Source organism: Pusillimonas sp., assembly GCF_029263785.1.
Taxonomy (GTDB): Bacteria; Pseudomonadota; Gammaproteobacteria; order Burkholderiales; family Burkholderiaceae_B; genus Pusillimonas.
Window position 1 is genome coordinate 1 of sequence record NZ_JAJUFE010000037.1, and the last position, 23,520, is coordinate 23,520.

Below are 23,520 nucleotides of genomic sequence, written 5' to 3' on the forward strand. Positions count from 1 at the left end.
CAACAACAATAACAACTACAACAACAATAACAACTACAACAACAACACCATCAACCCAACAAAAAGGGCTGCAGACCCCTAGATCCACAGCCCTGAGACGTGCGAGTACGAGTTCGCCGCACTACACCAGCGCCCCTATCTCCATCGGCTCAAGCGGAGAAAAATCCTTGCGAGTTGCAATATACTCCGGCCGCGGCGTCAATCCGTATTTTGGTGAGTTCAGCGTGTTTTCCACGCTGTTGTACACCATGAAGACATTGGCGCGTGGCCACGGTGAAATGTTCCCAGTTGAACCATGCATGGCATTGCAGTCAAAGAACACCACCGATCCCGCCTTGCCCGTCATCTGGCGGATACCGCCCTGCTCGGCCAGCAGTTGCAAACTCAATGGATCAGGCACTCCATATTCCTGCGCTCGCAGCGACTTCTTGTAGTGCTCATCCGGCGTCTCGCCCTGGCACGAAATGAACTGCATGTGCGAGCCCGGAATCAACATCAATGGACCATTCACCTCGTTGTTGTCCGTAAGCAGAACCGAACAGCTCAATGCGCGCATATTCGGCATGCCATCCTCGACATGCCAGGTTTCAAAATCCGAATGCCAATAGAATTCCTTGCCCTTGAAGCCGGGCTTCAGGTTGGCGCGTGACTGATGAATGTACACTTCCGATCCAAGGATCTGCCGTGCCACATGAATCAGTCGCGGATCCCGCGCCAGCGCCGCGATACGATCGCTAAGCTGATGAACGCGGAATATTGATCGCACCGCATCGCTATCCGGCTCGCGGATGGCCTCATCCATAGAGCCGATCTTCTCGTCCAGACTCATCCGCTTGACCTCATCGAGCAAGGCCTCCACTTCTGTTTCGTCGAAGACATTTTCGAGCATGATGAAACCATCGCGGTTATAGCTCTCCAACTGCTCTGCATTGAGCCCGTCCGCATAGGTGCCACCTTCGTACACCACCGGGTCCTGCCTGGCAATGATGGCAGCGCCCCGATCAGTTCGCGAAACGTATAAATCACCCATTGTCATAACTAGCTCCTTCCTGTGATCCGGCCGACCTTCCAGCCTGCATAAGGCTCAAAAAGCCCGGCCGGCACACAGCTTGTACTGATGTTCAGGCCGCGTCCGTCACCGCAGCCGGATAAACTCCGTCCTCATCGTGGACTTCGAAGCCCGTCAAAGGCGGATTGAAAACGCAGATCACCCGCAATGGCTCCTTGCCACCGCGCAACCAATGTTCGTCGTGCTGATCCAAGGCATAAACGACTCCGGGGCCTAGTGCATATTTCTTGCCATCGGCAACGGTTTCAATTTCGCCGTCCCCTTCGATTACCCACACTGCTTCCAGGTGATTCTGGTAATGGATATGCGTTTCAGTGCCAGGGAAAATTATGGTTTCGTGAAACGAGAAACCCATTCCGTCTTTCTGCAACAGCACCCGACGACTCAGCCAGGTGTCTGTCTTGACCTCGTGTTCTGTGCCAATCACGTCCTTCACGTTCTTGACTATCATCGACGCTTACCTCCAAATTTCAAAACATGAGCGCTCGAACTTACGCCCTTTTCCTGCAGTACCTGGGCCACGCTGCGCTCGATAATCTCCAGCCCCTTCTTGAGCTGATCCTCAGGAATAGTCAGTGCCGGCAATACTTTCAGCACCTCATCGTTGGCACCGGACGTTTCGATGACCAAGCCCTGTTCAAAAGCCTTGCGCGAGAACTGGTTCGCCATGTCATCACCAGCCGGGGTAACCAGACCCTGAATCAGCCCGCGTCCCCGCACGCTAAGATCAGCCATGGGATAGCTATGAACCAGATTCTCGAGCCAGTCGCGTACCATCGCGGCCTTGCGCTGAACCTCGTCGCTGAAGTTTTCATCCGTCCAATAGCTATCCAATGCCTGGGCAGCCGTCACAAACGCCATGTTGTTGCCGCGGAACGTACCGCTATGCTGACCCGGCTTCCAGATATCCAGCTCGGGCTTGAACAACACCAGCGACATCGGCAAACCGAAGCCTGACAGTGACTTCGACAAGGTGATGATGTCGGGGCTGATGCCGGCCGCCTCAAAGCTGAAGAACGTTCCCGTACGTCCACAGCCCACCTGGATGTCGTCAATGATGAGCAGCATGTCATGCTGACGGCACAGTCTTTCGAGATCCTTCAGCCAACGCACCGTTGCAACATTGACCCCGCCCTCACCCTGCACCGTTTCCACGATGACTGCGGCAGGCTTGTCCATCCCGCTGCTTGGGTCTTCGAGCATGCGCTCGAGATAACTGATCGTGTTGACGTCCGGACCAAGATAACCGTCGTACGGGACGAACGTGGTATTGGCCAACGAAACGCCCGCTGCATCACGGAATTTCGCATTGGCCGTAACCGCAAGCGACCCGCCGCTGACCCCATGAAAACCATGCGTGAAGGAAATGACATTCGGACGGCCCTTTACCAGTCGAGCCAGCTTCAACGCCGCTTCAACCGCATTCGTGCCCGTTGGTCCCGTGAACTGCAACTTGTAGTTCATGTTGCGCGGCTTAAGGAGCACATTCTCGAACGTGGCGAGGAAGTCCTTCTTTGCGGAGGTCGCCATGTCAAGGCCATGAATCACACCATCCGACTTCAGGTATTCAATGACCTTTTCCTTCAGTACCGGGTTGTTATGCCCGTAGTTCAAACTACCGGCACCACTAAAGAAATCGATGTATTCCTTACCCGCTTCGTCGACAAGAATCGATCCGCGCGCCTGATTAAAAATGACCGGGAACGACCGGACGTAGCCTCGTACTTCCGACTCCATCCGGTCAAAAATATTCAAGTCCATGATTTATCTTCCTCTCTATTTGTTGGGTTTCATGTCACTGACGAGCGGCACAAAGCCGCCGTGAACCGACCCACCTCCTAGAAACCAGCGGTGGTAGCCCGGAAAAAGCAATACTCAGATATCGGGGGGTGGCAGGCGCATGGGCCCAATGCGTATGAGTCGCTCGTCGTCGTGCCCGGCATCACCAAACAAGTGACTGCCAAACAACTCGCTCTCAGACACCTCGGCTTGCAATTTTCGGGCCAGGCCCATGAACATGCCGCGTGACGCCGCATTGTCTGGTCCGACCGTCGTCTCGATAAAGCGAACAGTTGCCAGAGCTGGCCGGGAAAGCAGATGTAACAGCATTTTCCGCCCCAGGCTCTGGCCGCGCGCACGCTCATGTACGGCGACTTGCCACACGAAAATCACGTCAGGCTTGCCTGGGGGGATATAAGCGGAGAGATATCCGTCGGGACCCTGCTCGCCCTGTGCCACAACACAGGTTTGCGAAAAATGCTCACTGAGCAGCAGGTAGGTGTAGATGGAATTCAGATCCAGCGGCGGACACTGCTTTATAAGCGCGTGTATGGCCAGGGCATCTTCTTTTTTGGGATGGCGCAGTACGATTCCGTGTCCGGCTTGTACTTCGCTGCAACCGTTCACGGTTTCGGACTGCGCGGATAGATAAGAGTCTGTGTCGTCAATCAAACTACCAACCCCGATTCAGGCGGAATGCGCCCGTCGGGAACCTCGAGTATTGGGGAAGCAAGCTCGGTGGACACTTCAGCCGGTGTCACACCGCCGGACTCCATAAGGTCGACGATGCGCTCCAGTGAGAGCGTGATCGTGGCCTGCTCCAGTTCAGGTAACTCGTTAAGTGCGTCGGCCAACTTCTTTTGAAGCGGCGAAGGCGTTTCACGAGCAAGAGCGATTCCGGCATGCGTTGCCGAAATAAAAACAATGCGACGGTCTTCACGACCGCGTTCGCGGCGAATCAGTTCCTTGTCTTCGAGACGGTCGAGAATTCCTACGACCGTGCTGGCGCTGACATGCATCTCGCGACTTATGGCCGTGGCCGTAAGCGGACCTTTTTCGACAACCGTGCGCAAGCAAATCAGCTGCGGAGCGGTAATGTTGCTGCCCGCCGCCAGCTGACGCGAATGCAGCGCAATAGATCGCGTAATGCGGCGCAAAGCCCGCAAGATACGCAAATCGTACGCTTGGGTGTCATCGAAATTGGTCATGATGGAAAAAGATTCAGTCAAATTGATTTCTACTCAAATGATATTACCCTGAATGATTCGAGTCAACCCAATTAATCGCTGCAAGATCCGGGCCACGCAATAGAAGATATCTGCAAGCCGTTGATAACTCTGGGTTAGTTTCGATATCCCGGCTAATTACTTTAGAAACAAATAGTAACAACTCCCTCGGAATTCATGCGAGGCAAAATGATCAGCACCAGAACCAATTCTCGGCAGGATCTCTGTCCTCTCGAGTCGATGCAGCCGGAACAGCGTTCCCCTCTACATACCTTCTTCAAGCGCAAGAGAGATTGCCCGTGCCACAGGCACGTTCGATTGCTCCAGGCTCCCCAGCCACGGCTCACTTCTTGGCAGTAGCGGAGGTTGCGCCAGGAATCGCGGCTCTGAGCCTCGGTGCATCTGAGCGGAGTGCACCAGAAACGGATGGCACAAATACACAGTGCCTGCACTGCCGGTGGCAATTACCTCGGGTCTGGCAGAAGTGTCGGCGATGTGAGGGATAAGTTCACGCAGACTCAGTCCGGCCTCTCCAGCCGGAACCAGAGCACGGGCTATGTCTTTATGTGATCCGGCCCGCAGACGAGTGGGCGCATCTTCTTCGCCTACATCTGTAAACAGAAACAGCATCAGCAGAGCGCGGCCGCGAGAACGAATATTGACGCGCCAATCCATAAAATCGGACTTTTCATAATCAAAGCTGGCGTCGACATGCCAACCCGTATCCCCCGGATCATCGGGAGAGGGAAAGCGCACAGGAAGGGTTCCCACGCTCCTGCATGGCAGCCAGCATCCTTGCCCGGCGAGCTGGTCAAAGGCCGCACGAAGTGCCGTCGTATTGGCTGCAGCGACAACCGGCTTCTGGTCGTACATACCCAGACGGATTACAGGATATGTCCACGTATCAGGATCGTCCGGCACGCAACCGTAAGCACGCAAGTCTTTCCAGAAGACGGTCCTCGCCTCGTTCGCGAGTTCGCGCGAGAACGCATGTTCGACTTTCACGAAGCCATCGCTGATGAACTGCTGCACTTGTGTTTCAGTCAATACCTGTGCCAACTTGGAATTTTCGGTCTTTCCGGAAGCAGTCATGGCGTGAACCGTGTGAGTTTGGCAATGGTCACGTCGTGGGATAATATCAGGACCCTGATATTAATATAAGCCCCCTGATATGTCTACTCTCCACTCAGAGATTCCCGTCGCACGCCGATTTGGTGGAGCGCTCAAGCTGGCTCAGCATGCCCTGCGTACTCGCCTGGATGAGGCGTTGAGGCCCATTGGCTTGACGACGCCACAATGCGCGGTGCTCTCCGCGTTGGAGAGAGAACCGGGCCAGTCCAACGCCGCATTGGCACGGGCGGCATTTGTCACGCCTCAAACCATGCAAAGCATCCTTGCCAATATGGAAAGAAATGGGCTCGTGACCAGAGAAGCGGACCCCGACCACGGCAGAATTCTTCGTGGCTTCATCACTGCACAAGGAAGAAAGACCCTGATGCAGGCGCACGCCGCAATTCTCGATGTAGAGGCAGCAGTGATGGCGGCGATTGGCGAGCGTGAAGCCGAACGGTTGACATCGGTACTCACCCGCTGCGCTGAGCTTTTATCTAAGTAGCCGGGTTGTACATGGACTGGTGCCGGTCTGGCGCATCAAGAAGGCAGCCACCGCCAGGAACAGTAGCCAAAAAAAGCGTAGTGCTCGGAAAAGAGTTCCAGGCCAACCCTGACATCACTTTTGCACTGAGCACGAGGCTCAATGCGCGCCTCAGCCTGTCCCGCCCACAGTAAGGCCGTCCATCCGAATCGTAGGCATTCCCACTCCGACAGGCACACTTTGGCCATCCTTCCCGCAGGTGCCGACCCCAGAATCGAGCTCAAGATCATTGCCGATCATGCTTACCTGATTCATGGCTTCCGGGCCACTTCCGATCAAGGTAGCCCCCTTCACAGGATAGGAAATCTTCCCGTCTTCGATCATGTACGCTTCCGAAGCCGAAAAGACGAACTTGCCATTTGTAATATCTACCTGCCCGCCCCCGAAGTTCACAGCGTACAGCCCTTTTTTCACCGAAGCGATAATTTCCTGCGGCTCATCCTTGCCGGACAGCATGTAAGTGTTTGTCATGCGCGGCATCGGCAGATGCGCAAACGACTCACGACGACCATTGCCAGTTACAGCAGTTTTCATCAATCGCGCATTAAGCGAATCTTGCAGATAGCCTTTAAGGATTCCGTCCTCGATCAAGACATTCCGCTGCGTTGCGTTGCCTTCATCATCCATATTCAGCGAACCACGCCTGTCGGGCAGCGTGCCGTCGTCTACAACCGTGACTCCTTTGGAGGCAACACGTTCACCGATCCGACCGGCAAAAACACTGGAGCCCTTGCGGTTGAAATCGCCCTCAAGCCCGTGACCAACCGCCTCATGAAGGAGAATGCCCGGCCAGCCCGATCCCAACACCACCGTCATTTCGCCCGCCGGAGCAGGCCGCGCCTCGAGATTTGTCATTGCCTCGTGCGTGGCTCGACGCACGTACGAACGCAGAACGTCGTCGGTGAAGTAGCCGAGACCACTGCGCCCACCACCGCCGCCATGCCCCATTTCACGGCGGCCGTCGCGTTCTGCGATGACTGTCAGCGACAGGCGTACCAACGGACGTACATCGGCAGCCAGGCGGCCGTCGCTGCCCGCTACCAGCACCACGTCATATTCCGCTCCCAGGCTAGCCATAACCTGGATGATGTGAGGATCAGCAGCGCGCGCCATTGCTTCCACGCGCTCAAGCAACGCAACTTTATCCGGTGCTGACAAGGTTCCCAGCGGGTCGAGTGCAGGATAGAGATCGTGCCGTGCACCGGCTTCCGAAACTACCTTTTGCCGGCCTGCCCCTTGACGTGCGATGCTGCGGACTGCCCGCGCAGACGATAGCAGGGCTTCTGGAGAAAGCGTGTCTGAATACGCAAAGGCCGTTTTTTCGCCGCTGATGGCGCGTACGCCGACACCCTGGCCAATCGAAAAGCTTCCTGTCTTGACGATTCCTTCTTCCAGGCTCCAGCCTTCGCTGCGCGTGTACTGAAAATACAGATCGGCGTAATCAACCTTGTGCGTGAATATCTCGCCCAGAGCGCGCGCCATATCGGCTTCACCAAGGCCCCAAGGGTCTAGCAGCACTGACTTTGCGGTGGCCAAGGCGCTGATGGCGGGATCGACTGTCTTCATAAATTCCGTGTTTGCAATATAGATTAAAACCTGCGGTGCCTTAATGCCGGCAGAGCCTGCCGTACATCCTCCAAGCGCGCCTGGTTCAGGTTGCCAATGGCTACGCCCGGCCCCTCGGGAAGGCAATCAAGTATTTCGCCCCAGGGGTCGATCAACATCGAATGTCCCCAAGTGCGGCGACCATTTTCATGCTTGCCCCCTTGAGCCGCGGCCAGAACATAGCACTGATTTTCGATGGCACGCGCCCGCAGAAGGATTTCCCAATGCGCAGACCCGGTCGTGTATGTAAATGCGGCCGGCACGACGATAAGACTGACCTCGGAAAAGGACCGGTACAGTTCGGGGAAACGCAAATCGTAGCAGATCGACAGCCCCACCTTCCCGCATGGTGCTTCGAACGCCTGAGGCGCGGGTTCGCCGGCTCGTATCGTTACCGACTCGTCGTAAGCCTCGGCACCGCGGCGAAACCCGAACAAGTGAATCTTGTCGTACCGCGCCACCTGGAGGCCCGACGGATCGTACACCATCGTTGTGTTATAGATGCGGTGACTATCCGGACTTTCAAGTGGCAAAGTGCCACCAATCAACCATATCTTGTGCTCACGGGCAGCATCGGCCAGAAACTGCTGAATTGGGCCTGTGCCGGGCTGCTCGCCCAACGCAACCTTATCTTCATCCTTTGCGCCCATCAGGCAGAAATACTCGGGCAGCAAAACCAGCTCTGCCCCTTGCCCGGCCGCCCTTTGTATAAGCTGCTGAGCCTGCGCCAGGTTTTCCTCAAGGCCGGTGGAGGATACCATCTGAACCGCTGCGACACGGAAGTCGCCAAATGTGTTAACAGTTTCCATTATTTGATCAATATCGGGTCATTAAATACTGGCACCTACGGCGTGGCGGTGTTTGTTGCCTCGCCAAAAACGCGCCCGTTCAGGCCATCAGTAATCTGCAAATGTAAAAAAATATTTCTTAATATTAAAGCAACATCCGGGGAAATACGGTTGAGCAAATAAGCCCAATATATTCGGGCACGATTTTGGTTCAGAGGTTTAATTCAATAAGCATTTGATTTAAAATAGGCCCATCAGTATCATTAAAGGCGTTCAAAATCAGCGCATGATACTACTCACTTCTATTATCATTGGATCAGGCAAGGAATCATAATGACGCGCGACACATACGCCGCACTTCAGTTAAAAATCCAGAAAGAAATTGCCCGTCTTCAAAAACAAGCTCAAGCCTTACAAGCCAAACAACGCACCCCGGTAATTGCTTCAATTATTCGCTCGATGCGCGAATATGACATTACCCCCGAAGAAATAACCACCGCCTACAATAAAAAGGCAGCACGTCGCTCAAGCTCGTCAAGCGCGGTTAAACGCACAGTTCCGCCCAAATACCGGCACCCCCAAACCGGCGCCACCTGGACCGGTCGCGGCAAGGCCCCGCGCTGGATAACCGAAGCCGAAGCAGAAGGCAAAAGTCGCGAGCAATTTTTAATCAAACCCTCGCCTGCCAAAAAAGCGTAATCACTTCAGCTTCGATATATCTACTGCTTAAGGTCGTAGGTAATGTTTCTGACCTGACCATTATTGCCGGGAAATCCGTCGAATACCGCCCGCGCCAAGTATGGCATTACCTCGGCCAAACTACCTGAAGTGCTGACGGCTGTTGATTTATATACTTGGGCTCCGTTTCGCTGATTATCGTTAATAGTGACAGTCAGCGTATTTCTTTCAACTCGCACCGGCACATTAACGACACTGGGCGTATAGTATATTCCCCCGCCCCAGCCTCGATAACCGCCATAATAACCGCCCATTCCCCAGGGCCAAAATCCGTCAAAATACGGGTCGTGATAACGTTGCTCCCATTCTTGAGAACTGGTTACACCATATTCAAAGTGGACATCGAATCGCGCGGCCTGCTGCGGCTGGGCCTCGACCAGGCCGGTGCGCCCGATAGCAGCACGAATCATGTCTGCGAACGCCTGAACTTCAAGGTCGTTACCCGCTGGCGGGACAACTTTGTAGGTGGCTCCTTGCGCATCGGCTGGCCACTGCTGAAACGTAGTGACCTTGGCTGACAATGTCGAGGCGCACCCTGCCAGCACCATCATCAAGGCCACACCGATTATCAATCGAAGCCCTATGGCCGTTTCTTTGACTGCGATATCAGAGGGCGCCATGATTTACTCCCAATTTCAAAAAAGGTCCGCAAAATGCAGCTGACAAAAAAATAAGACTTCGACGAGGGAAAAAGGTTGCACTTTACCGCAAGCCTGCCGGGCACTTTGACCGAAGCGCACGCGAGTAAGCCAACCACTACAATACATTGTGTTCACGAGACCGACTTCAACATCCCACAGCCATGCGAACCGACTCTGCCCTGACTATTTCACGCCACGACTACGCGCCCTATCCGTATCGATTGCCGCGCGTCAGCCTCGTGTTCGATCTTGACGCTGAAGCCACGGTGGTGCGCTCCGCCTTGACATTTGAGCGAGACGACGGGGGCTTGCCACCCTTATGTTTGCAGGGGCAAGATCTGGACCTGCTTTCGGTCACGATGGATGGCGTCCCGCTTGATCCTGAATCGTATCGTCTCGACGATGCCACGCTGACGCTGTTTCCAGCATCTCGGGCATTCACCGTCGAGATAGAGAGCCGCTGTCACCCATCTGCCAATTCAGCCCTGATGGGTCTGTACGTGTCAGGCGAGAGCCTGTTTACGCAGTGTGAGGCCGAAGGGTTTCGACGTATCACCTGGTTTCCGGACCGGCCAGATGTCATGTCTCGGTACATGGTGACGCTTCGCGCAAACAAAGAACGCTATCCCTTGCTGCTTTCCAACGGAAATCTGATCGGCCATCAGGACCTGCCTGATGGTCGACATGAGGCAGTCTGGGAAGACCCTCACCCGAAACCAAGCTACCTCTTTGCTCTGGTAGCAGGAGATTTCGATTGCCTGGAACGTCGCGTGCGCATCGGTAATGGCCGCGAGGCACTGTTGCAGATTTATAGCGATCGCGGTTCGCGGGACAAGACGCATTGGGCGCTTGACTGCTTGCAACGCTCAGTAGAATGGGATGAGCAACGCTTCGGCCTTCAGCTTGACCTTGATCGCTTCATGGTGGTGGCGGCACGAGATTTCAATATGGGTGCCATGGAGAACAAGGGCCTGAACATATTCAATTCCTCGTACGTGCTGGCAGATCCCCAGACAGCGACGGATGCCAGCTACCATGGCATCGAAAGCGTGATTGGTCATGAGTATTTTCACAATTGGACCGGCAATCGGGTCACCTGCCGCGACTGGTTCCAGCTTTCTCTGAAGGAAGGTCTGACGGTTTTCCGTGACCAGGAGTTTTCGGCCGACATGATGGCCCGCGGGCTGGCCGACGAGGCCGCCCGCAGCGCCCGTGCTGTCAAACGAATTGACGACGTCACCGCCTTGCGGGTGGCCCAGTTCCCAGAAGATGCCGGCCCCATGGCTCACCCGATTCGACCCGAAAGCTATCAGGAGATCGCCAACTTCTATACTGCGACCATCTACGAAAAAGGCGCGGAAGTCATCCGGATGCAACACACCCTGTTGGGCGAAGAAGGATTCCAGGCGGGCATACGAGAATATTTCCGCCGACACGACGGACAGGCCGTCACCTGCGATGATTTCATCGACGCCATGGACAGCGTTTATCGACAGCGCAACCCTGGTAAATCGCTTGACGTTTTCCGTCGCTGGTATTCACAGGCCGGAACACCCCATGTATACGTAACACTGGAACACGACGCGCAAACACAAACATGTACGATTACTCTGCGCCAGCAGTGCCCACCCGTGGGCATTGAAAAACTGCAGTCGCCGCCGGCACAGAAGCCCCCACTGCATATCCCATTCGCAATAGGCTTGCTCGACCCGCAAGGCACCCCCCTGCCTTTGCAATCCAACGGGAAAACCCAAGACACGGTCGTGCTGGACCTATGTGAAGAAACTCAATCCTGGACTTTCCCTGACATCCCGGAGCGACCTGTGGCTTCCTTGCTGAGGGGGTTTTCCGCTCCGGTCATTGTCGAATACGAGCGCCCGGACGACGAACTGGCTTTACTTGCCCGGTTCGACACAGATCCGTTTGCGCGTTGGGAAGCAGGACAGGAACTCGCCAGTCGTCAGCTATTGTCGATGGCGCAGCAAAATCAGGACGCAGCGACTGAATCGCTATTGATCGACACCTGGCGTGCAATTCTGGAAGATGCCGGCCTTAGCGATGCCTATCGCTCGCGCGTCCTTTCCTTGCCCGCAAGCAAGGTCCTGCTTGAGAAAACCGATCCCATGGACCCCTTGGCCGTCGCCCGGGCCCGCGAGGACTTCAGGGCAATACTCGGAAAGGCACTTGCCGACCTGTGGATACAGACGTACCACCACTGCGCCGAGTCAGAGCCATCCGAATATAGCCCCGACGCGCTGTCTTCAGGACGTCGAGCTCTCAAAAACCTGGCATTGTCCTACCTGGCGGCGGCGAATCACGACCAAGCCGAATCGCTCGCGATCGCTCAATATGAGCAGGCTCATAACATGACAGACCGTATGGGTGGGCTTTCGGCACTTGTCAGTCTGGACGACAGCACAGCATCCACCAAGGCGCTGGAGCATTTCTACGAACAGTGGCAGCATGACCCGCTGGTCATCGATCGCTGGTTTGCTTTGCAGGCCACTGCTCCGGCGACGCGCACCGGCACCGTCCGGGCGTTGATGCTGCACCCAGCATTCACCTTGCGCAACCCAAATCGTGCGCGATCCCTTATCTTCCAGTTTTGCCTGAACAATATGCTGGGCGTCCACCGGCCGGAAGGCTATGAGTTCTGGGCTGAGCAGGTCCTGGCGCTTGACGCTCTCAATCCCGAGATCGCGGCACGCCTTGCACGTGCTTTCGATAACTGGTCGCGTTATATTCCCCAGAATCGAGATGCCGCGCGTCAGGCACTGGAACGAATCCAACAACACGAGCCGCTCTCGCGAAATGTGGCCGAGATCGTCTCCAAAGCTTTGAATATTTGACAGGAGTCTTCCTTGAACCGCAAAACATTGACCCAGTATCTGGTCGAACAGCAACGCACTCACCAAACCGTTCCCACCGAGCTGCGGCTCCTGATTGAAACCGTGGCGCGCGCCTGCAAGGCAATCGGTCACGCAGTAAGCAAAGGAGCTTTGGGAGGAGTGCTGGGCAGCCTGGAAAGCGAAAATGTACAAGGTGAAGTCCAGAAGAAGCTCGATGTCCTGTCGAACGAAATTCTGCTTGAGGCCAACGAATGGGGTGGACACCTGGCAGCCATGGCGTCCGAAGAAATGGAAACCCTGCATCGCATTCCCAACCGCTACCCCAAAGGCGAATATCTCTTGCTGTTCGATCCTCTGGATGGTTCTTCCAACATCGATGTCAACGTATCGATCGGCACGATTTTCTCGGTCTTGCGTGCTCCACAAGACGCGGCTGGCCGAGAGATTGAAGAAGCCGACTTTCTGCAACCCGGCAATCAGCAGGTGGCTGCCGGCTATGCCATCTATGGCCCGCAAAGTGTGCTGGTACTGACCTTGGGCAACGGCGTAGCCGCCTTCACTCTTGACAGAGAAATGGGAAGTTGGCTGCTGACTGATGAAAGTCTTTCCATACCCGAAGACACTGCCGAATTCGCTATCAATATGTCAAACATGCGTCACTGGGAACCACCGGTCAAGCGCTACATTGAGGATTGCCTGGCCGGTTCGACGGGCCCCCTGGGCAAAGACTTCAATATGCGCTGGATTGCGTCAATGGTGGCTGATGTGCATCGCCTCATGACCCGCGGTGGAATTTTCATGTATCCGCGCGATGAGCGGCCTTCGGGTAAAAAAGGAAAACTGCGCTTGATGTACGAAGCCAATCCCATGGCTTTCATCGTCGAGCAGGCAGGTGGCGCAGCGCTCGATGGTGAGCAGCGCATTCTTGATATCAAACCCGAAGCGCTCCATCAGCGCGTCGGTGTGGTTCTGGGCTCCAAGAACGAAGTCGAGCGCGTCAAGCGCTACCACCAAGAAGACTGATCTCGCATCAAACGTCTGGATCGGGCCCGGGGTATCGCGGCCCCTCCGTTCACGGTTCGTCCGACCGCGGCCCGACCGAACGCGGCCCGACCGATCGCGACCGACCTCCCCAGTATCGACCTCGCTTCAGTCCGGCTGCCTACTCCCACTCGGGCAGCAGCACCGTCGCGCCGGTCGTGCGGCGCGAGGCCAGGGCCTCGTGGGCGCTGGCGGCGTCATGCAGAGAAAACCGCTGGTCTATCTGAATGCTCAGATCGCCCTTGGCCACCAGATCAAACAGATCTTTGGCGGCAGCAGCAAGTTTCTGTTGTGTACCCACATAATCCGCCAACGTGGGGCGCGTAAGATAAAGCGAACCTTTTGTCGCGAGGATACCCAGGTTGACCCCATCGACCGGTCCCGATGCATTGCCATAGCTGACCATCAATCCGCGTGGCTGAAGACAATCCAGCGAGGCCTCCCAGGTGCTTTTTCCCACACCATCGTAAACCACCGGTACCTTCTGACCCGAGGTCAGCTCCATGACGCGCTTGGGGACATCCTCGCAAGAATAGTCGATAACTTTCCAGGCCCCATTTCGAAGTGCCAGCTCTGCCTTCTGCGGACTGGAAACCGTACCGATCAACTTTACGCCAAGCGCTCTGGCCCATTGGCATGCGATCAGCCCTACCCCTCCGGCAGCGGCATGAAAAAGAATGGTTTCGCCTCCTTGCAGCCGGTAGGTTTGCCGAAACAGATATTGCACGGTCAACCCCTTGAGCATCATGGCGGCGGCGGCTTCGTAATCAACATTGCGGGGCAGTTTCACCACCTGCCAAGCCGGTACGGTACGCGTCCAGGCATACGCTCCTATGGGGCCCATTGCGTACGCTACGCGATCTCCTACCTTAAGGTGCCTGACTCCCGGCCCTACCGCGATTACCTTTCCGGCCGCCTCAAAACCTAGCCCGTGGGGCAACGGATTCTTGTACAGTCCGCTACGAAAATAGGTATCGATGAAGTTCAGTCCGATGGCTTTCTGTTCAATGGTGACCTCACCCTCAGCTGCTTCAGGCACGTTCTGACTGACCAGCTCCATGACCTCCGGGCCACCGTGGCGCTTGATGATTATGGCTTCTGTTTTCATGTTTTTCTCCGGAACAGATATCTGGCAAGTTCAGCGCCGCGACACCAACGATCCCAGTACTCCGCGCACGAGCTTATTGGCTGCCTGCCGCATCATACCCTTGGCCACAGATTGAACTGCGCCCTCGCGTCGTCCGCCGCGCGGCCCGGTTGAACCGAACAGGAAGTCTTGAACGACACCCGCAAGTCCATTGTTGTCATCCCTGCCCGTAGTTTTGGCTTGAGGCCGACCGGTTTCAGTTTGAGACGTCATGCCGTTGGACTGCGTTGAGGATTCGGTACGCTTCTTGAGCAGTTCGTACGCAGATTCCCGGTCGACTGCCCGCTCATACTTGCCTGCCAGCAACGAAGCCTGGCGGACGGCCTGGCGTTCGGCGTCGGTGGCTGGTCCGATACGACTGCCCGGCGCCACCATCCATGCACGTTGTGTCACGCCCGGGCGACCCTTTTCGTCCAGAACCGAAATCAAGGCCTCCCCCACTCCCAATTCCGTGATAGCTGCCATCAGGTCCAGATCCGGGTTGGAACGCATTGTCTCGGCGGCAACCTTCACTGCCTTCTGGTCTCGGGGTGTAAACGCACGCAAGGCGTGCTGCACACGGTTACCAAGCTGGCCAAGAACGGTGTCGGGTATGTCTGCCGGGTTTTGCGTCACAAAATACACGCCTACTCCCTTGGATCTCACCAGTCTCACAATTTGTTCAATTTTTTGAAGCAAGGCTTTGGGTGCGTCCGAAAAGACCAGGTGGGCTTCATCGAAGAAAAACACCAGCTTGGGACGGTCCAGATCGCCAACTTCAGGCAGCGAGTCGTAAATTTCGGCAAGCATCCACAGAAGGAACACGCCGTAAAGCCTTGGCGCCTGCATGAGCCTGTCGGCAGCCAAAATGTTGACCATCCCTTGGCCACGGGCATCAACGCGAAGCAGGTCGTGCACATCAAGCATGGGCTCACCAAAAAATCGCTCGGCACCTTCTGCTTCCAGACGCAACAGACTTCGCTGTATGGCGCCCACCGACGCGGCTGACACATTTCCATATCGCGAGCGCAGTTCGGATGCACGCTCAGAGACATGCTGCAACATGGCGCGCAGATCTTTCAGGTCAAGCAACAGCAAACCTTCTTCATCCGCGACGCTGAAGACAATGTTGAGGACGCCTTCCTGCGTGTTGTTCAGTTCAAGCATGCGGGCCAGCAATAGCGGCCCCATATCCGATATTGTGGCGCGAACAGGGTGCCCCTGTTCGCCGAACACATCCCAAAATGTAATGGGGCATGCCCCCCAAACAGGTTCTGGCAGGCCCAGCTTGTCGAGTCGCTCCTGAAGTTTCGGGTTGTTCTGTGCAGCCTGGGACATCCCGCTCAGATCACCCTTGACGTCCGCCATGAAGACCGGTGTTCCCATTCGCGAGAAAGCTTCCGCAAGCACCTGCAGGGTCACGGTCTTGCCGGTACCTGTGGCGCCCGTAATGCAACCATGACGGTTCGCCAGCCTGGGGAGCATCGTTACGGGCCCTTGGGGACTGCTGGCTATGACGATCGGATCAGCCATTTTTTTTACCTTTTCTAGAAGCGCAAGACAGCAGCAGTAGTGTAATTCCGGCATCATAACGATGCACGCGTTAAAATCTCCTTTTGTATTCTGTATTTATATATCTTTATTGAGTCGTTGAAACTATGGCTGGTCACAGTAAATGGGCGAACATTCAACATCGAAAGGGTCGCCAGGACGCAAAACGAGGCAAGCTCTGGACAAAAATCATTCGTGAAATCACGGTCGCCGCTCGCGAGGCCGGACCAGATCCAGACAGCAATCCCCGCCTGCGCCTTGCCTGGGACAAGGCCACAGCGGCCAACATGCCTAAAGACAACATCCAGCGGGCCATTACCCGAGGGGCTGGCGGCGCAGATGGCGATAATTACGAAGAAATCCGTTACGAAGGCTACGGCGTAGGCGGCGCGGCAGTGATGGTCGACTGCATGACAGACAATCGCATGCGCACCGTCGCTGAAGTACGTCACGCATTTTCAAAGCATGGCGGCAATCTGGGCCAGGAAGGGTCGGTCGCTTTCATGTTCAAGCATTGCGGCCAGTTCATCTTTGCTCCGGGCACCTCCGAAGAACAGGTCATGGAAGTTGGCCTGGAGGCTGGTGCAGAAGACATCATTACTGATGACGAAGGTGTCATCGAGGTCATTTGTCCTCCATCGGAATACGCTGCGGTCAAGGCAGCGTTTGAGGCTGCCGAACTGGTGCCCGAGGTTCAGGCCATCACCATGAAAGCGCTCAACGAGACCGAGCTGTCCGGAGACGATGCCGCCAAAATGCAGAAGATGCTGGAAGTCCTCGAGGGACTGGACGATGTGCAAGAGGTCTACACCACCGCGGTCTTCGACGAGTCTGCATAAAAATCGCACTGCCCTGCCGGCGTCATGGAAAACGCTATGACGTCAGCCGGGCATTTTGCATTACGCTTTTCAATTATCCGCTGGCAGAGATCGTGTCGGTTCCGTCGCGACGCACAGCACTACTTTTGAGCTCCTTCACATGAAACTCCTCGTTATTGGCGGCGGCGGCCGCGAACATGCGCTGGCCTGGCGACTGGCCCAGTCTCCACGCGTACAGAAGGTGTTCGTAGCCCCCGGTAACGGTGGCACGGCACAGGCGGAACATCTCGAGAACGTCCCTCTTGCATCCATTGATGAACTGGTCGACTTTGCTCGCCAGGAAAGCGTTGCCTATACCGTAGTGGGTCCAGAGGCTCCCTTGGCAGCGGGCGTCGTAGATGCGTTTCAGGCTGCCGGGCTGAAAATATTCGGGCCCACCAAGGCCGCCGCGCAGCTGGAAAGCTCAAAGGACTATGCCAAGGCATTCATGATCCGCCACAATATTCCCACGGCCGCCTACAAAACCTTCACCGATGCGGATCAAGCCAAGGCCTACATCCGCCAGCAGGGTGCTCCCATCGTGGTCAAGGCTGATGGTCTGGCAGCCGGAAAAGGCGTGGTCGTAGCCGCGACTGAAGACGAAGCCCTTGCCGCCATCGACAACATGCTTTGCGATGCAAGCCTCGGAGCCGCGGGTGCACGTGTGGTCATTGAAGAGTGTCTGCAAGGTGAGGAAGCGAGCTTCATCGTGATGTGCGATCGGCGCCAGGTGCTGGTCCTGGCCACCAGCCAGGACCACAAACGCTTGCTGGACAACGACCAAGGCCCCAATACGGGCGGTATGGGCGCATATTCGCCTGCCCCCATCATCACGCCCGCATTGCATAATCGCATCATGCGCGAAGTGATACACCCCACCCTGCAGGGAATGGCCAAAGACGGTCACCCTTATACCGGGTTTCTGTATGCCGGGCTGATGATTGGCGACGGGCCGGACGCCACCCGGCCGCTCAAGGTACTCGAATTCAACTGCCGTATGGGCGACCCCGAAACCCAACCCATCCTGATGCGCGCCAAAGGAGATCTGGCTACCGTTTTCGAGCACGCTGTAAACGGCACACTGGAAGAAGCAGAGCTCGACTGGGACCGCCGTACCGCCCTGGGCGTGGTCATGGCGTCTGCCGGCTACCCCCAGGCACCCAGAACCGGCGACGTCATCACGTCATTACCGGCCGATACCGAAGATTGTGTCGTCTTTCATGCAGGAACAGCGCTACACGACGATGGAACGCTCAGGACAGCCGGCGGACGGGTACTTTGCGTTACGGCGCTAGGCGACTCCGTCAAGCGGGCACAAGAAACCGCGTATAACGCCGTTCAACAGATCCGCTTTGAGGGAGCCCAGTATCGTCGCGATATCGGTTGGCGCGCCCTGCCGCACTCACACTGACACGTATCAAAGGAAGCCAGTATGTCCGTGCCCATTTCTCTTGCTTACGACTACTTCACCGACCTGCAATCCCGAATCGTGAAGGCGCTTGAAGAAGCTGACGGCTCTTCGTTCCGCTCCGACAGCTGGACTCGCGACGAAGGTGGTGGCGGGCTTTCTCGTCTTCTCGAAGGCGGCGAACTGTTCGAGCGCGCCGGTGTCCTATTCAGTCATGTCAAAGGGCGTGCGCTTCCGCCTTCGGCTTCAGCGCACCGTCCTGATTTGGCGGGTCGACACTGGGAAGCAATGGGCGTTTCGATGGTCTTGCATCCACGCAACCCGTACGTGCCTACCACTCACATGAATGTAAGGCTTTTTGTTGCACGCCCGCCCGAAGATCGTGAAGGCGACGACGTATTCTGGTTTGGAGGTGGTCTTGACCTGACACCCTACTACCCCTTCGAAGAGGACGTGCGTCATTTTCACCAGGTATGCCGGGACGCGGTTGCACCATTCGGCGACGATAAGTACCCCGCTTTCAAAAAATGGTGTGATCAGTATTTCTTCTTGAAGCATCGAAACGAGACTCGCGGGGTCGGCGGCCTTTTCTACGACGACCTCAATCAAGAGGGTTTCGACGAAAGCTTCGACCTGACCCGGTCAGTCGGCGACTGTTTCCTGCCCGCCTACATGCCTATCGTCGAGAAGAGGCGGGACATTCCGTACGGCGAGCGCGAGCGCGATTTCCAGGCGTATCGACGCGGCCGGTATGTCGAATTCAACCTGGTGCTGGACCGCGGTACCTTGTTTGGCCTGCAATCAGGAGGGCGTACCGAATCCATACTCCTGTCCATGCCGCCTCATGCTGCATGGCGTTACGATTGGCATCCAGAACCAGGTACGCCTGAGGCGAAGCTTTACGATTACCTGCAGCCACGCGAATGGCTGTAAAGGTAATCGGTTTGCTCGGGGGCAGCTTTGACCCCGTCCATCTTGCCCACGTTTCATTGGCCAAGGCAGCCCTGACCGAGCTTTCTCTTGACCAGGTTCACATGATCCCCGCCGCCAACCCGTGGCAACGCGGTGCACTCAAAGCATCGGCAGAGCATCGCCTGGCCATGCTGCAGCTCGCGACCCGCAACGAGCCGGCCTTGCACATCAACGCCATGGAAATAGACCGTGGCGGCAAGACATACACTATCGATACCGTGCGTAGCCTGCCCAGCGATTCGCAATATGTATGGATTCTTGGCGCAGACCAGCTCGAAAACTTCCATACCTGGCATGAATGGCGAGACATCGCCAGCCTGGTGCAAATCGCAGTGGCTGCGCGGCCCGGCGCCGCCATACAGGCGCCCGCCGAGCTTCAGGCTCATCTTCGGGCTCAGGGTCGTACCCTGCTTCACATCCCTTTCACTCCCATGCCAATTTCGGCGTCCGACATTCGGCATCGGCTGGCTGGGGGGCAATCGACTGCCGGGATGCTCGACCCTGCGGTAGCGCAGTACATTAAGCAACACGGCCTGTACCAGCAAGTCGTTTCCTAAATTCCCGCTTATCAAGTTATAGTCATTCCATGGATATACAGAAACTGCAACGGCTGGTCATCGACGCTCTCGAAGACGTCAAGGCTCAGGACATCAAGGTGTTCAACACCACCCATATCACCAGCCTTTTCGATCGAGTGGTCATTGCCAGTGGCGCATCCAACCGCCAAACGCGTGCCTTGGCTGAAAGCGTGGCCGAAAGCGCCAAGCGCAGCAAGATACCCATCATCGCGTACGAAGGCCAGGATACCGGCGAGTGGGTCTTGCTCGACCTTGGCGACATCGTCGTACACTGCATGCAGCCCAGCATCCGCCAGTACTACAACCTCGAAGAAGTCTGGGGCGACAAGCCAGTCCGCGTAAAGCTGCTGCCGCAATCAACACAGCCCATCGCGCCGCAATCCTTTGACGAACCCTTCGACCCTGTCGATTAAACTCGCAACAGCACTCGAGCACGAGATCGCTCATGAAGCTAATCGTTATTGCCGTCGGGAACCGCATGCCGGGTTGGGTCGAACAAGCCTGGGACGATTATGCGCGCAGGTTGCCCTCCGATTGCGCCCTCGAACTGCGCGAGATCAAGCCTGAACCTCGAAGCGCAGGAAAAACGGCGCAACAAATGATGGCGGCAGAAGCTCGCCGGATCGAGTCAGCGGTTCCCGCCGGTGCGTTACGTATCGCCCTGGACGAGCGCGGCCGGGATCTGACGACGCAGAAGCTGTCATCAGAACTGGAACAATGGAGAAACCTGGGATGCGATGTCGTCTTTCTGATTGGCGGACCAGACGGTCTGGACGCTGATCTCAAGAAAGGCTGCAACAGCATGTTGAGGCTTTCATCACTGACTCTTCCCCACCCCATGGTTCGCGTGGTGCTGGCCGAGCAGTTATATCGAGCCTGGGCGATTATGGTCAACCACCCCTACCATCGGGCTTGAACCTGGTGGCTATCCACTTGCTGACCTTCACCACGTATTGCGCAATGTGCTCCCAAGACGATGTTGGGCCGAATCCCTGACCGACTATGATCTATCTTGCGTCCGCCAGTCCCCGCCGGCACGAATTGCTATGTCAAGCCGGCATCCCGCACCAGGTTCTTGAGGTGCCATCGCCACCAGGAGAAGACGAACCTCGATTTGCCGGTGAAACTCCTCAGGCGTATGTATTGAGGACAGCACGCGAAAAGGCGCTGCGAGCGCTGCATTGGCTCGGGCAACGCGTAGAATCGGCCGACGCAGTTTGGCCCCGATCGGATAATCCTGCCCCTCTGCGTCCAATATTGACCGCTGACACAACCGTCATCCTGGGGGACGACGTTCTGGGCAAACCGCAAGATACTGTCGATGCCGCGGACATGCTTCGGCAACTTTCGGGCCGCGTGCATCATGTGCAGACAGCCGTCGTCCTTACCGTACCGGTAGAAAATTCTGCGTTCAGGTTCCATGAAGACGTATCGGACACTGAAGTCGTCTTCAAGACGCTCACTGAGCAAGAGATAGACTCGTATTGCGCGAGCGGGGAGCCGATGGGCAAGGCCGGCGCATATGGCATTCAAGGTCGTGCCGCCACCTTTGTGGCCCGCATCAGTGGAAGTTATACAGGAGTGGTGGGACTGCCCTTGTTCGAAACCGCCAGACTCTTGCAAAAAGGCGGAGTAAGCCCTCTTTGACGCCTAGCCTTACAACCGGACCGAAACACCATTATTCAAAAGCGTATTTCGACTGACGCAGCGCTTCGCTGTGCGGGTCCGTGATAAACCGCTTCAATATTATTGCCATCCGGATCCAGCACAAAGGCACCGTAATAATCCGGATGATAAGGTCGATAACCCGGCTCGCCATTACTGGTACCGCCGTTTTCGAGGGCAACCTTGTAAAACGCATCGACCATCTCTTTATCGCGTGCCTGAAATGCCACATGGCATCGGCCCGTCAGTTTTCCGATCGCCGAATCACTTTCCACGGAACTCACCACCAGCTCGTCTGCCCAGAAAAAGTCGTCCGCTTCGCCACTGATGGGCACCTGGAGTGCTTCGAGCACAGCAGAATAAAAGCGTTTACTGGCGGGCAGGCTTCGGACTACCAATTGAATATGATCGATCAGCCGACCGCGCTGTAGCGACTGTGTCTCCATGCTCTCTCCTGGCTTGATGGCCTTCGAAGCATAGATATTATCCGGCGAGCCCTGCTACGTCCAAGATTTTTTGATTGATCAGTTCGAATATCGGCGAGCCCTGGCACTGATGAATTGAAAAACAGTCCAAGAAAACGTCCGCATCCCCCCAAGATTCTGTCCGCACCTCCAGGGGGTCAAAATTCAATTGCCGTTGGCACGATCGACGAGACATCCGCAAGAACAGTTTGCCGCCGTCGAAAAGAAGATATGAGGCTGCACACGTGCAGCCTCGACTTGCTAGCGAAGTTGACCCATCCAGCGATGGCCGAAACTTGGATTAGTACACTAGTCCGGGAACGCTATCGTTACGAAAGCATCTGTGTTGTCGTTGCGCGCAGCTCCTATCAAGAGTGTATCGGTTATGCCGCCATAATCCTTGATCAATACTCCCTGATAACTTGCGCCCATCCTGGGCTGGCAGCCCATATCATCTGATAAGGTCAAATTGACCTTGTAGTAGTTCTTGCTGTCATGCGCCTTCGCATTGCCCGAGAAGGAGCAGGGCTGATATCCGGTATCTGCCGTCGACATAGTGCCGGAGACCGATCCGGTAGCATCAATCTCAAATAAAGCTGATCGGTCAAACGTTGCCCATTTACCTGCAAGGGTAACCTGCGATGCCGGTATTTCGTAGCTGTCGTTATATTGAAGTTTGAATTGAACAGTACCGGCGCTGCCAATCAGCGAAGCTCGAGTTTCGACTTCAGCTGAAAAACTACCTCGGCCTACCGCACCGCCGTAATACTCAAATCCAGTGCCCTGGTAGGTTGATCCACTTGTTTCTCCCTTTCCCCACAACATACTGACTACACTGCCATTCGAGATCCCTATGGCCCAAATTTCGCCGGTTTCCGTCACAAGCGCTTCGAGCGAATCGCCAGTTGAAAGGGTGCCGCTCCAGAAACCTTCAGGATTGGCTTGGGGAGGTGGCGGGCTTGGCTCGTTGCTGCCGCCACCACTTCCGCCACAGGCCGCCAAACCCAAGGTCACAATGCAAATGGCTAACGCCTTCCTATTAAACATTTGGTTTCTCTCGTATATTTTTGTTACTTATTTGGCCCACGTGTAGAGACGAGAACGTCGGGATACAGTGAGCTATGCCAGTCTACTAAATTTTGTGTCTAACCGCAGCAAACTCGCAGCCAAGTTCGGTTAAATCAAGTGAATCTGCATGCATGGGCACCTGGTGTATGACGGTGGGCTGACCCGTGCCGAATCCGTGCCCGCCAGCGCATGCCGGGGCCAGGTAATTCGTAAGCGTACGCCCAGTACCGTCTAGCGCTCTCGTTGAAGCCTCATCAAAATAAGTGTCCATTAATTTTGGTAAATGGACACTTATTTTAATGAGCGAATTCTCTGCTTCTCTGTAAGCGCACGGGGAACACACATTGACGAACGGCCGCGTTAGCGGCCGTAGTCGTTTATGCGCAGGCGTCAGGGACCCAGCAGTGAGGTAGTAGTTCCTCAATCCGATTATTCGGATGC

General features: G+C 55.9%; 24 protein-coding genes. 11 read left to right on the forward strand and 13 right to left on the reverse strand.

The features are described 5' to 3' along the window. Positions 1 to 121: 121 nt before the first annotated feature. The 6 genes from thpD to Q1J88_RS09485 all read right to left on the reverse strand — a co-directional run bounded on the left by thpD (position 122) and on the right by Q1J88_RS09485 (position 5,166). Entirely contained in the window at positions 122 to 1,036 is a 915-nt protein-coding gene (gene thpD, locus Q1J88_RS09460; RefSeq protein WP_301117401.1) for an ectoine hydroxylase, read from the reverse strand. Between the two features lie 85 nt (positions 1,037 to 1,121). Further along, positions 1,122 to 1,520, reverse strand: a complete 399-nt coding sequence (locus tag Q1J88_RS09465) for an ectoine synthase (RefSeq protein WP_301117402.1) — start codon at positions 1,518 to 1,520, stop codon at positions 1,122 to 1,124. Further along, positions 1,517 to 2,830, reverse strand: coding sequence for a diaminobutyrate--2-oxoglutarate transaminase (ectB, locus tag Q1J88_RS09470; RefSeq protein ID WP_301117403.1), 1,314 nt, complete (start codon positions 2,828 to 2,830; stop codon positions 1,517 to 1,519). Before ectB ends, Q1J88_RS09465 begins: the two co-directional genes overlap by 4 nt. 114 nt (positions 2,831 to 2,944) lie before the next feature. Further along, a complete protein-coding gene (ectA, locus tag Q1J88_RS09475; RefSeq protein WP_301117404.1) occupies positions 2,945 to 3,520 on the reverse strand; it encodes a diaminobutyrate acetyltransferase in 576 nt (191 codons plus the stop codon). Further along, complete coding sequence (locus Q1J88_RS09480; protein WP_301117430.1) at positions 3,517 to 4,056, reverse strand: MarR family transcriptional regulator; 540 nt, start codon at positions 4,054 to 4,056, stop codon at positions 3,517 to 3,519. The genes ectA and Q1J88_RS09480 overlap by 4 nt, the downstream gene beginning before the upstream one ends. A gap of 282 nt (positions 4,057 to 4,338) precedes the next feature. Next, positions 4,339 to 5,166 (reverse strand): phytanoyl-CoA dioxygenase family protein, encoded by an 828-nt coding sequence (locus Q1J88_RS09485; protein WP_301117406.1) that lies wholly within the window; start codon positions 5,164 to 5,166, stop codon positions 4,339 to 4,341. A gap of 79 nt (positions 5,167 to 5,245) precedes the next feature. Here Q1J88_RS09485 and Q1J88_RS09490 point away from each other — a divergent pair, with 79 nt between their 5' ends. Next, positions 5,246 to 5,689, forward strand: coding sequence for a MarR family transcriptional regulator (locus tag Q1J88_RS09490; RefSeq protein ID WP_301117407.1), 444 nt, complete (start codon positions 5,246 to 5,248; stop codon positions 5,687 to 5,689). A gap of 150 nt (positions 5,690 to 5,839) precedes the next feature. On the opposite strand, the gene tldD is transcribed toward Q1J88_RS09490, so the two are convergent. Both tldD and Q1J88_RS09500 read right to left on the reverse strand, forming a co-directional pair. Next, a complete protein-coding gene (gene tldD / locus Q1J88_RS09495; RefSeq protein WP_301117408.1) occupies positions 5,840 to 7,294 on the reverse strand; it encodes a metalloprotease TldD in 1,455 nt (484 codons plus the stop codon). 23 nt (positions 7,295 to 7,317) lie between these two features. Next, positions 7,318 to 8,142 carry a carbon-nitrogen hydrolase family protein gene (locus Q1J88_RS09500; RefSeq protein ID WP_301117410.1) on the reverse strand — a complete coding sequence of 275 codons (825 nt, stop codon included), beginning with the start codon at positions 8,140 to 8,142 and terminating at the stop codon, positions 7,318 to 7,320. Between the two features lie 312 nt (positions 8,143 to 8,454). Here Q1J88_RS09500 and Q1J88_RS09505 point away from each other — a divergent pair, with 312 nt between their 5' ends. Continuing rightward, entirely contained in the window at positions 8,455 to 8,820 is a 366-nt protein-coding gene (locus tag Q1J88_RS09505) for an H-NS histone family protein (RefSeq protein WP_301117411.1), read from the forward strand. Between the two features lie 20 nt (positions 8,821 to 8,840). Here the strand turns inward: Q1J88_RS09505 and Q1J88_RS09510 are convergent, their stop codons facing one another. Then, a complete protein-coding gene (locus Q1J88_RS09510; RefSeq protein ID WP_301117412.1) occupies positions 8,841 to 9,479 on the reverse strand; it encodes a DUF4136 domain-containing protein in 639 nt (212 codons plus the stop codon). A gap of 182 nt (positions 9,480 to 9,661) precedes the next feature. Between Q1J88_RS09510 and pepN the strand changes: the two genes are divergently transcribed. Then, positions 9,662 to 12,349: an aminopeptidase N gene (gene pepN, locus Q1J88_RS09515; protein ID WP_301117413.1), complete on the forward strand. Its 2,688-nt coding sequence runs from the start codon at positions 9,662 to 9,664 to the stop codon at positions 12,347 to 12,349. A gap of 12 nt (positions 12,350 to 12,361) precedes the next feature. Then, positions 12,362 to 13,372: a class 1 fructose-bisphosphatase gene (locus tag Q1J88_RS09520; RefSeq protein ID WP_301117414.1), complete on the forward strand. Its 1,011-nt coding sequence runs from the start codon at positions 12,362 to 12,364 to the stop codon at positions 13,370 to 13,372. 139 nt (positions 13,373 to 13,511) lie between these two features. Here the strand turns inward: Q1J88_RS09520 and Q1J88_RS09525 are convergent, their stop codons facing one another. After that, a complete protein-coding gene (locus tag Q1J88_RS09525) occupies positions 13,512 to 14,498 on the reverse strand; it encodes a quinone oxidoreductase (protein WP_301117416.1) in 987 nt (328 codons plus the stop codon). 30 nt (positions 14,499 to 14,528) lie between these two features. Further along, positions 14,529 to 16,049 carry a helicase HerA-like domain-containing protein gene (locus Q1J88_RS09530; protein ID WP_301117417.1) on the reverse strand — a complete coding sequence of 507 codons (1,521 nt, stop codon included), beginning with the start codon at positions 16,047 to 16,049 and terminating at the stop codon, positions 14,529 to 14,531. Positions 16,050 to 16,174: 125 nt separating this feature from the next. Between Q1J88_RS09530 and Q1J88_RS09535 the strand changes: the two genes are divergently transcribed. From Q1J88_RS09535 to Q1J88_RS09565, 7 genes are all read left to right on the forward strand, one after another. Continuing rightward, complete coding sequence (locus Q1J88_RS09535; RefSeq protein WP_301117418.1) at positions 16,175 to 16,906, forward strand: YebC/PmpR family DNA-binding transcriptional regulator; 732 nt, start codon at positions 16,175 to 16,177, stop codon at positions 16,904 to 16,906. A gap of 139 nt (positions 16,907 to 17,045) precedes the next feature. After that, a complete protein-coding gene (purD, locus tag Q1J88_RS09540; RefSeq protein ID WP_301117419.1) occupies positions 17,046 to 18,335 on the forward strand; it encodes a phosphoribosylamine--glycine ligase in 1,290 nt (429 codons plus the stop codon). A 21-nt stretch (positions 18,336 to 18,356) separates the two neighbouring features. After that, positions 18,357 to 19,265, forward strand: coding sequence for an oxygen-dependent coproporphyrinogen oxidase (gene hemF / locus Q1J88_RS09545; RefSeq protein ID WP_301117420.1), 909 nt, complete (start codon positions 18,357 to 18,359; stop codon positions 19,263 to 19,265). Continuing rightward, positions 19,256 to 19,861 carry a nicotinate (nicotinamide) nucleotide adenylyltransferase gene (gene nadD, locus Q1J88_RS09550; protein WP_301117421.1) on the forward strand — a complete coding sequence of 202 codons (606 nt, stop codon included), beginning with the start codon at positions 19,256 to 19,258 and terminating at the stop codon, positions 19,859 to 19,861. Before hemF ends, nadD begins: the two co-directional genes overlap by 10 nt. A 29-nt stretch (positions 19,862 to 19,890) precedes the next feature. Continuing rightward, positions 19,891 to 20,295, forward strand: coding sequence for a ribosome silencing factor (gene rsfS, locus Q1J88_RS09555; protein WP_301117423.1), 405 nt, complete (start codon positions 19,891 to 19,893; stop codon positions 20,293 to 20,295). Positions 20,296 to 20,327: 32 nt separating this feature from the next. Continuing rightward, positions 20,328 to 20,798 (forward strand): 23S rRNA (pseudouridine(1915)-N(3))-methyltransferase RlmH, encoded by a 471-nt coding sequence (rlmH, locus tag Q1J88_RS09560; protein ID WP_301117424.1) that lies wholly within the window; start codon positions 20,328 to 20,330, stop codon positions 20,796 to 20,798. Between the two features lie 86 nt (positions 20,799 to 20,884). Continuing rightward, positions 20,885 to 21,529: a Maf family protein gene (locus tag Q1J88_RS09565; RefSeq protein ID WP_301117425.1), complete on the forward strand. Its 645-nt coding sequence runs from the start codon at positions 20,885 to 20,887 to the stop codon at positions 21,527 to 21,529. Positions 21,530 to 21,564: 35 nt separating this feature from the next. On the opposite strand, the gene Q1J88_RS09570 is transcribed toward Q1J88_RS09565, so the two are convergent. Next, on the reverse strand, positions 21,565 to 21,993 hold the full coding sequence (locus tag Q1J88_RS09570) for a VOC family protein (RefSeq protein WP_301117426.1): 429 nt from the start codon (positions 21,991 to 21,993) through the stop codon (positions 21,565 to 21,567). A 327-nt stretch (positions 21,994 to 22,320) separates the two neighbouring features. Next, complete coding sequence (locus tag Q1J88_RS09575; RefSeq protein ID WP_301117428.1) at positions 22,321 to 23,058, reverse strand: hypothetical protein; 738 nt, start codon at positions 23,056 to 23,058, stop codon at positions 22,321 to 22,323. Between the last annotated feature and the right edge of the window lie 462 nt (positions 23,059 to 23,520).

Coding starts and splice junctions, on each gene's coding strand:
- thpD (WP_301117401.1), bottom strand. CDS start 1,036: ATGACAATGGGTGATTTATACGTTTCGCGAACTGATCGGGGCGCTGCC.
- Q1J88_RS09465 (WP_301117402.1), bottom strand. CDS start 1,520: ATGATAGTCAAGAACGTGAAGGACGTGATTGGCACAGAACACGAGGTC.
- ectB (WP_301117403.1), bottom strand. CDS start 2,830: ATGGACTTGAATATTTTTGACCGGATGGAGTCGGAAGTACGAGGCTAC.
- Q1J88_RS09480 (WP_301117430.1), bottom strand. CDS start 4,056: ATGACCAATTTCGATGACACCCAAGCGTACGATTTGCGTATCTTGCGG.
- Q1J88_RS09485 (WP_301117406.1), bottom strand. CDS start 5,166: ATGACTGCTTCCGGAAAGACCGAAAATTCCAAGTTGGCACAGGTATTG.
- Q1J88_RS09490 (WP_301117407.1), top strand. CDS start 5,246: ATGTCTACTCTCCACTCAGAGATTCCCGTCGCACGCCGATTTGGTGGA.
- tldD (WP_301117408.1), bottom strand. CDS start 7,294: ATGAAGACAGTCGATCCCGCCATCAGCGCCTTGGCCACCGCAAAGTCA.
- Q1J88_RS09500 (WP_301117410.1), bottom strand. CDS start 8,142: ATGGAAACTGTTAACACATTTGGCGACTTCCGTGTCGCAGCGGTTCAG.
- Q1J88_RS09505 (WP_301117411.1), top strand. CDS start 8,455: ATGACGCGCGACACATACGCCGCACTTCAGTTAAAAATCCAGAAAGAA.
- Q1J88_RS09510 (WP_301117412.1), bottom strand. CDS start 9,479: ATGGCGCCCTCTGATATCGCAGTCAAAGAAACGGCCATAGGGCTTCGA.
- pepN (WP_301117413.1), top strand. CDS start 9,662: ATGCGAACCGACTCTGCCCTGACTATTTCACGCCACGACTACGCGCCC.
- Q1J88_RS09525 (WP_301117416.1), bottom strand. CDS start 14,498: ATGAAAACAGAAGCCATAATCATCAAGCGCCACGGTGGCCCGGAGGTC.
- Q1J88_RS09530 (WP_301117417.1), bottom strand. CDS start 16,049: ATGGCTGATCCGATCGTCATAGCCAGCAGTCCCCAAGGGCCCGTAACG.
- Q1J88_RS09535 (WP_301117418.1), top strand. CDS start 16,175: ATGGCTGGTCACAGTAAATGGGCGAACATTCAACATCGAAAGGGTCGC.
- purD (WP_301117419.1), top strand. CDS start 17,046: ATGAAACTCCTCGTTATTGGCGGCGGCGGCCGCGAACATGCGCTGGCC.
- hemF (WP_301117420.1), top strand. CDS start 18,357: ATGTCCGTGCCCATTTCTCTTGCTTACGACTACTTCACCGACCTGCAA.
- nadD (WP_301117421.1), top strand. CDS start 19,256: ATGGCTGTAAAGGTAATCGGTTTGCTCGGGGGCAGCTTTGACCCCGTC.
- rsfS (WP_301117423.1), top strand. CDS start 19,891: ATGGATATACAGAAACTGCAACGGCTGGTCATCGACGCTCTCGAAGAC.
- rlmH (WP_301117424.1), top strand. CDS start 20,328: ATGAAGCTAATCGTTATTGCCGTCGGGAACCGCATGCCGGGTTGGGTC.
- Q1J88_RS09565 (WP_301117425.1), top strand. CDS start 20,885: ATGATCTATCTTGCGTCCGCCAGTCCCCGCCGGCACGAATTGCTATGT.
- Q1J88_RS09570 (WP_301117426.1), bottom strand. CDS start 21,993: ATGGAGACACAGTCGCTACAGCGCGGTCGGCTGATCGATCATATTCAA.
- Q1J88_RS09575 (WP_301117428.1), bottom strand. CDS start 23,058: ATGTTTAATAGGAAGGCGTTAGCCATTTGCATTGTGACCTTGGGTTTG.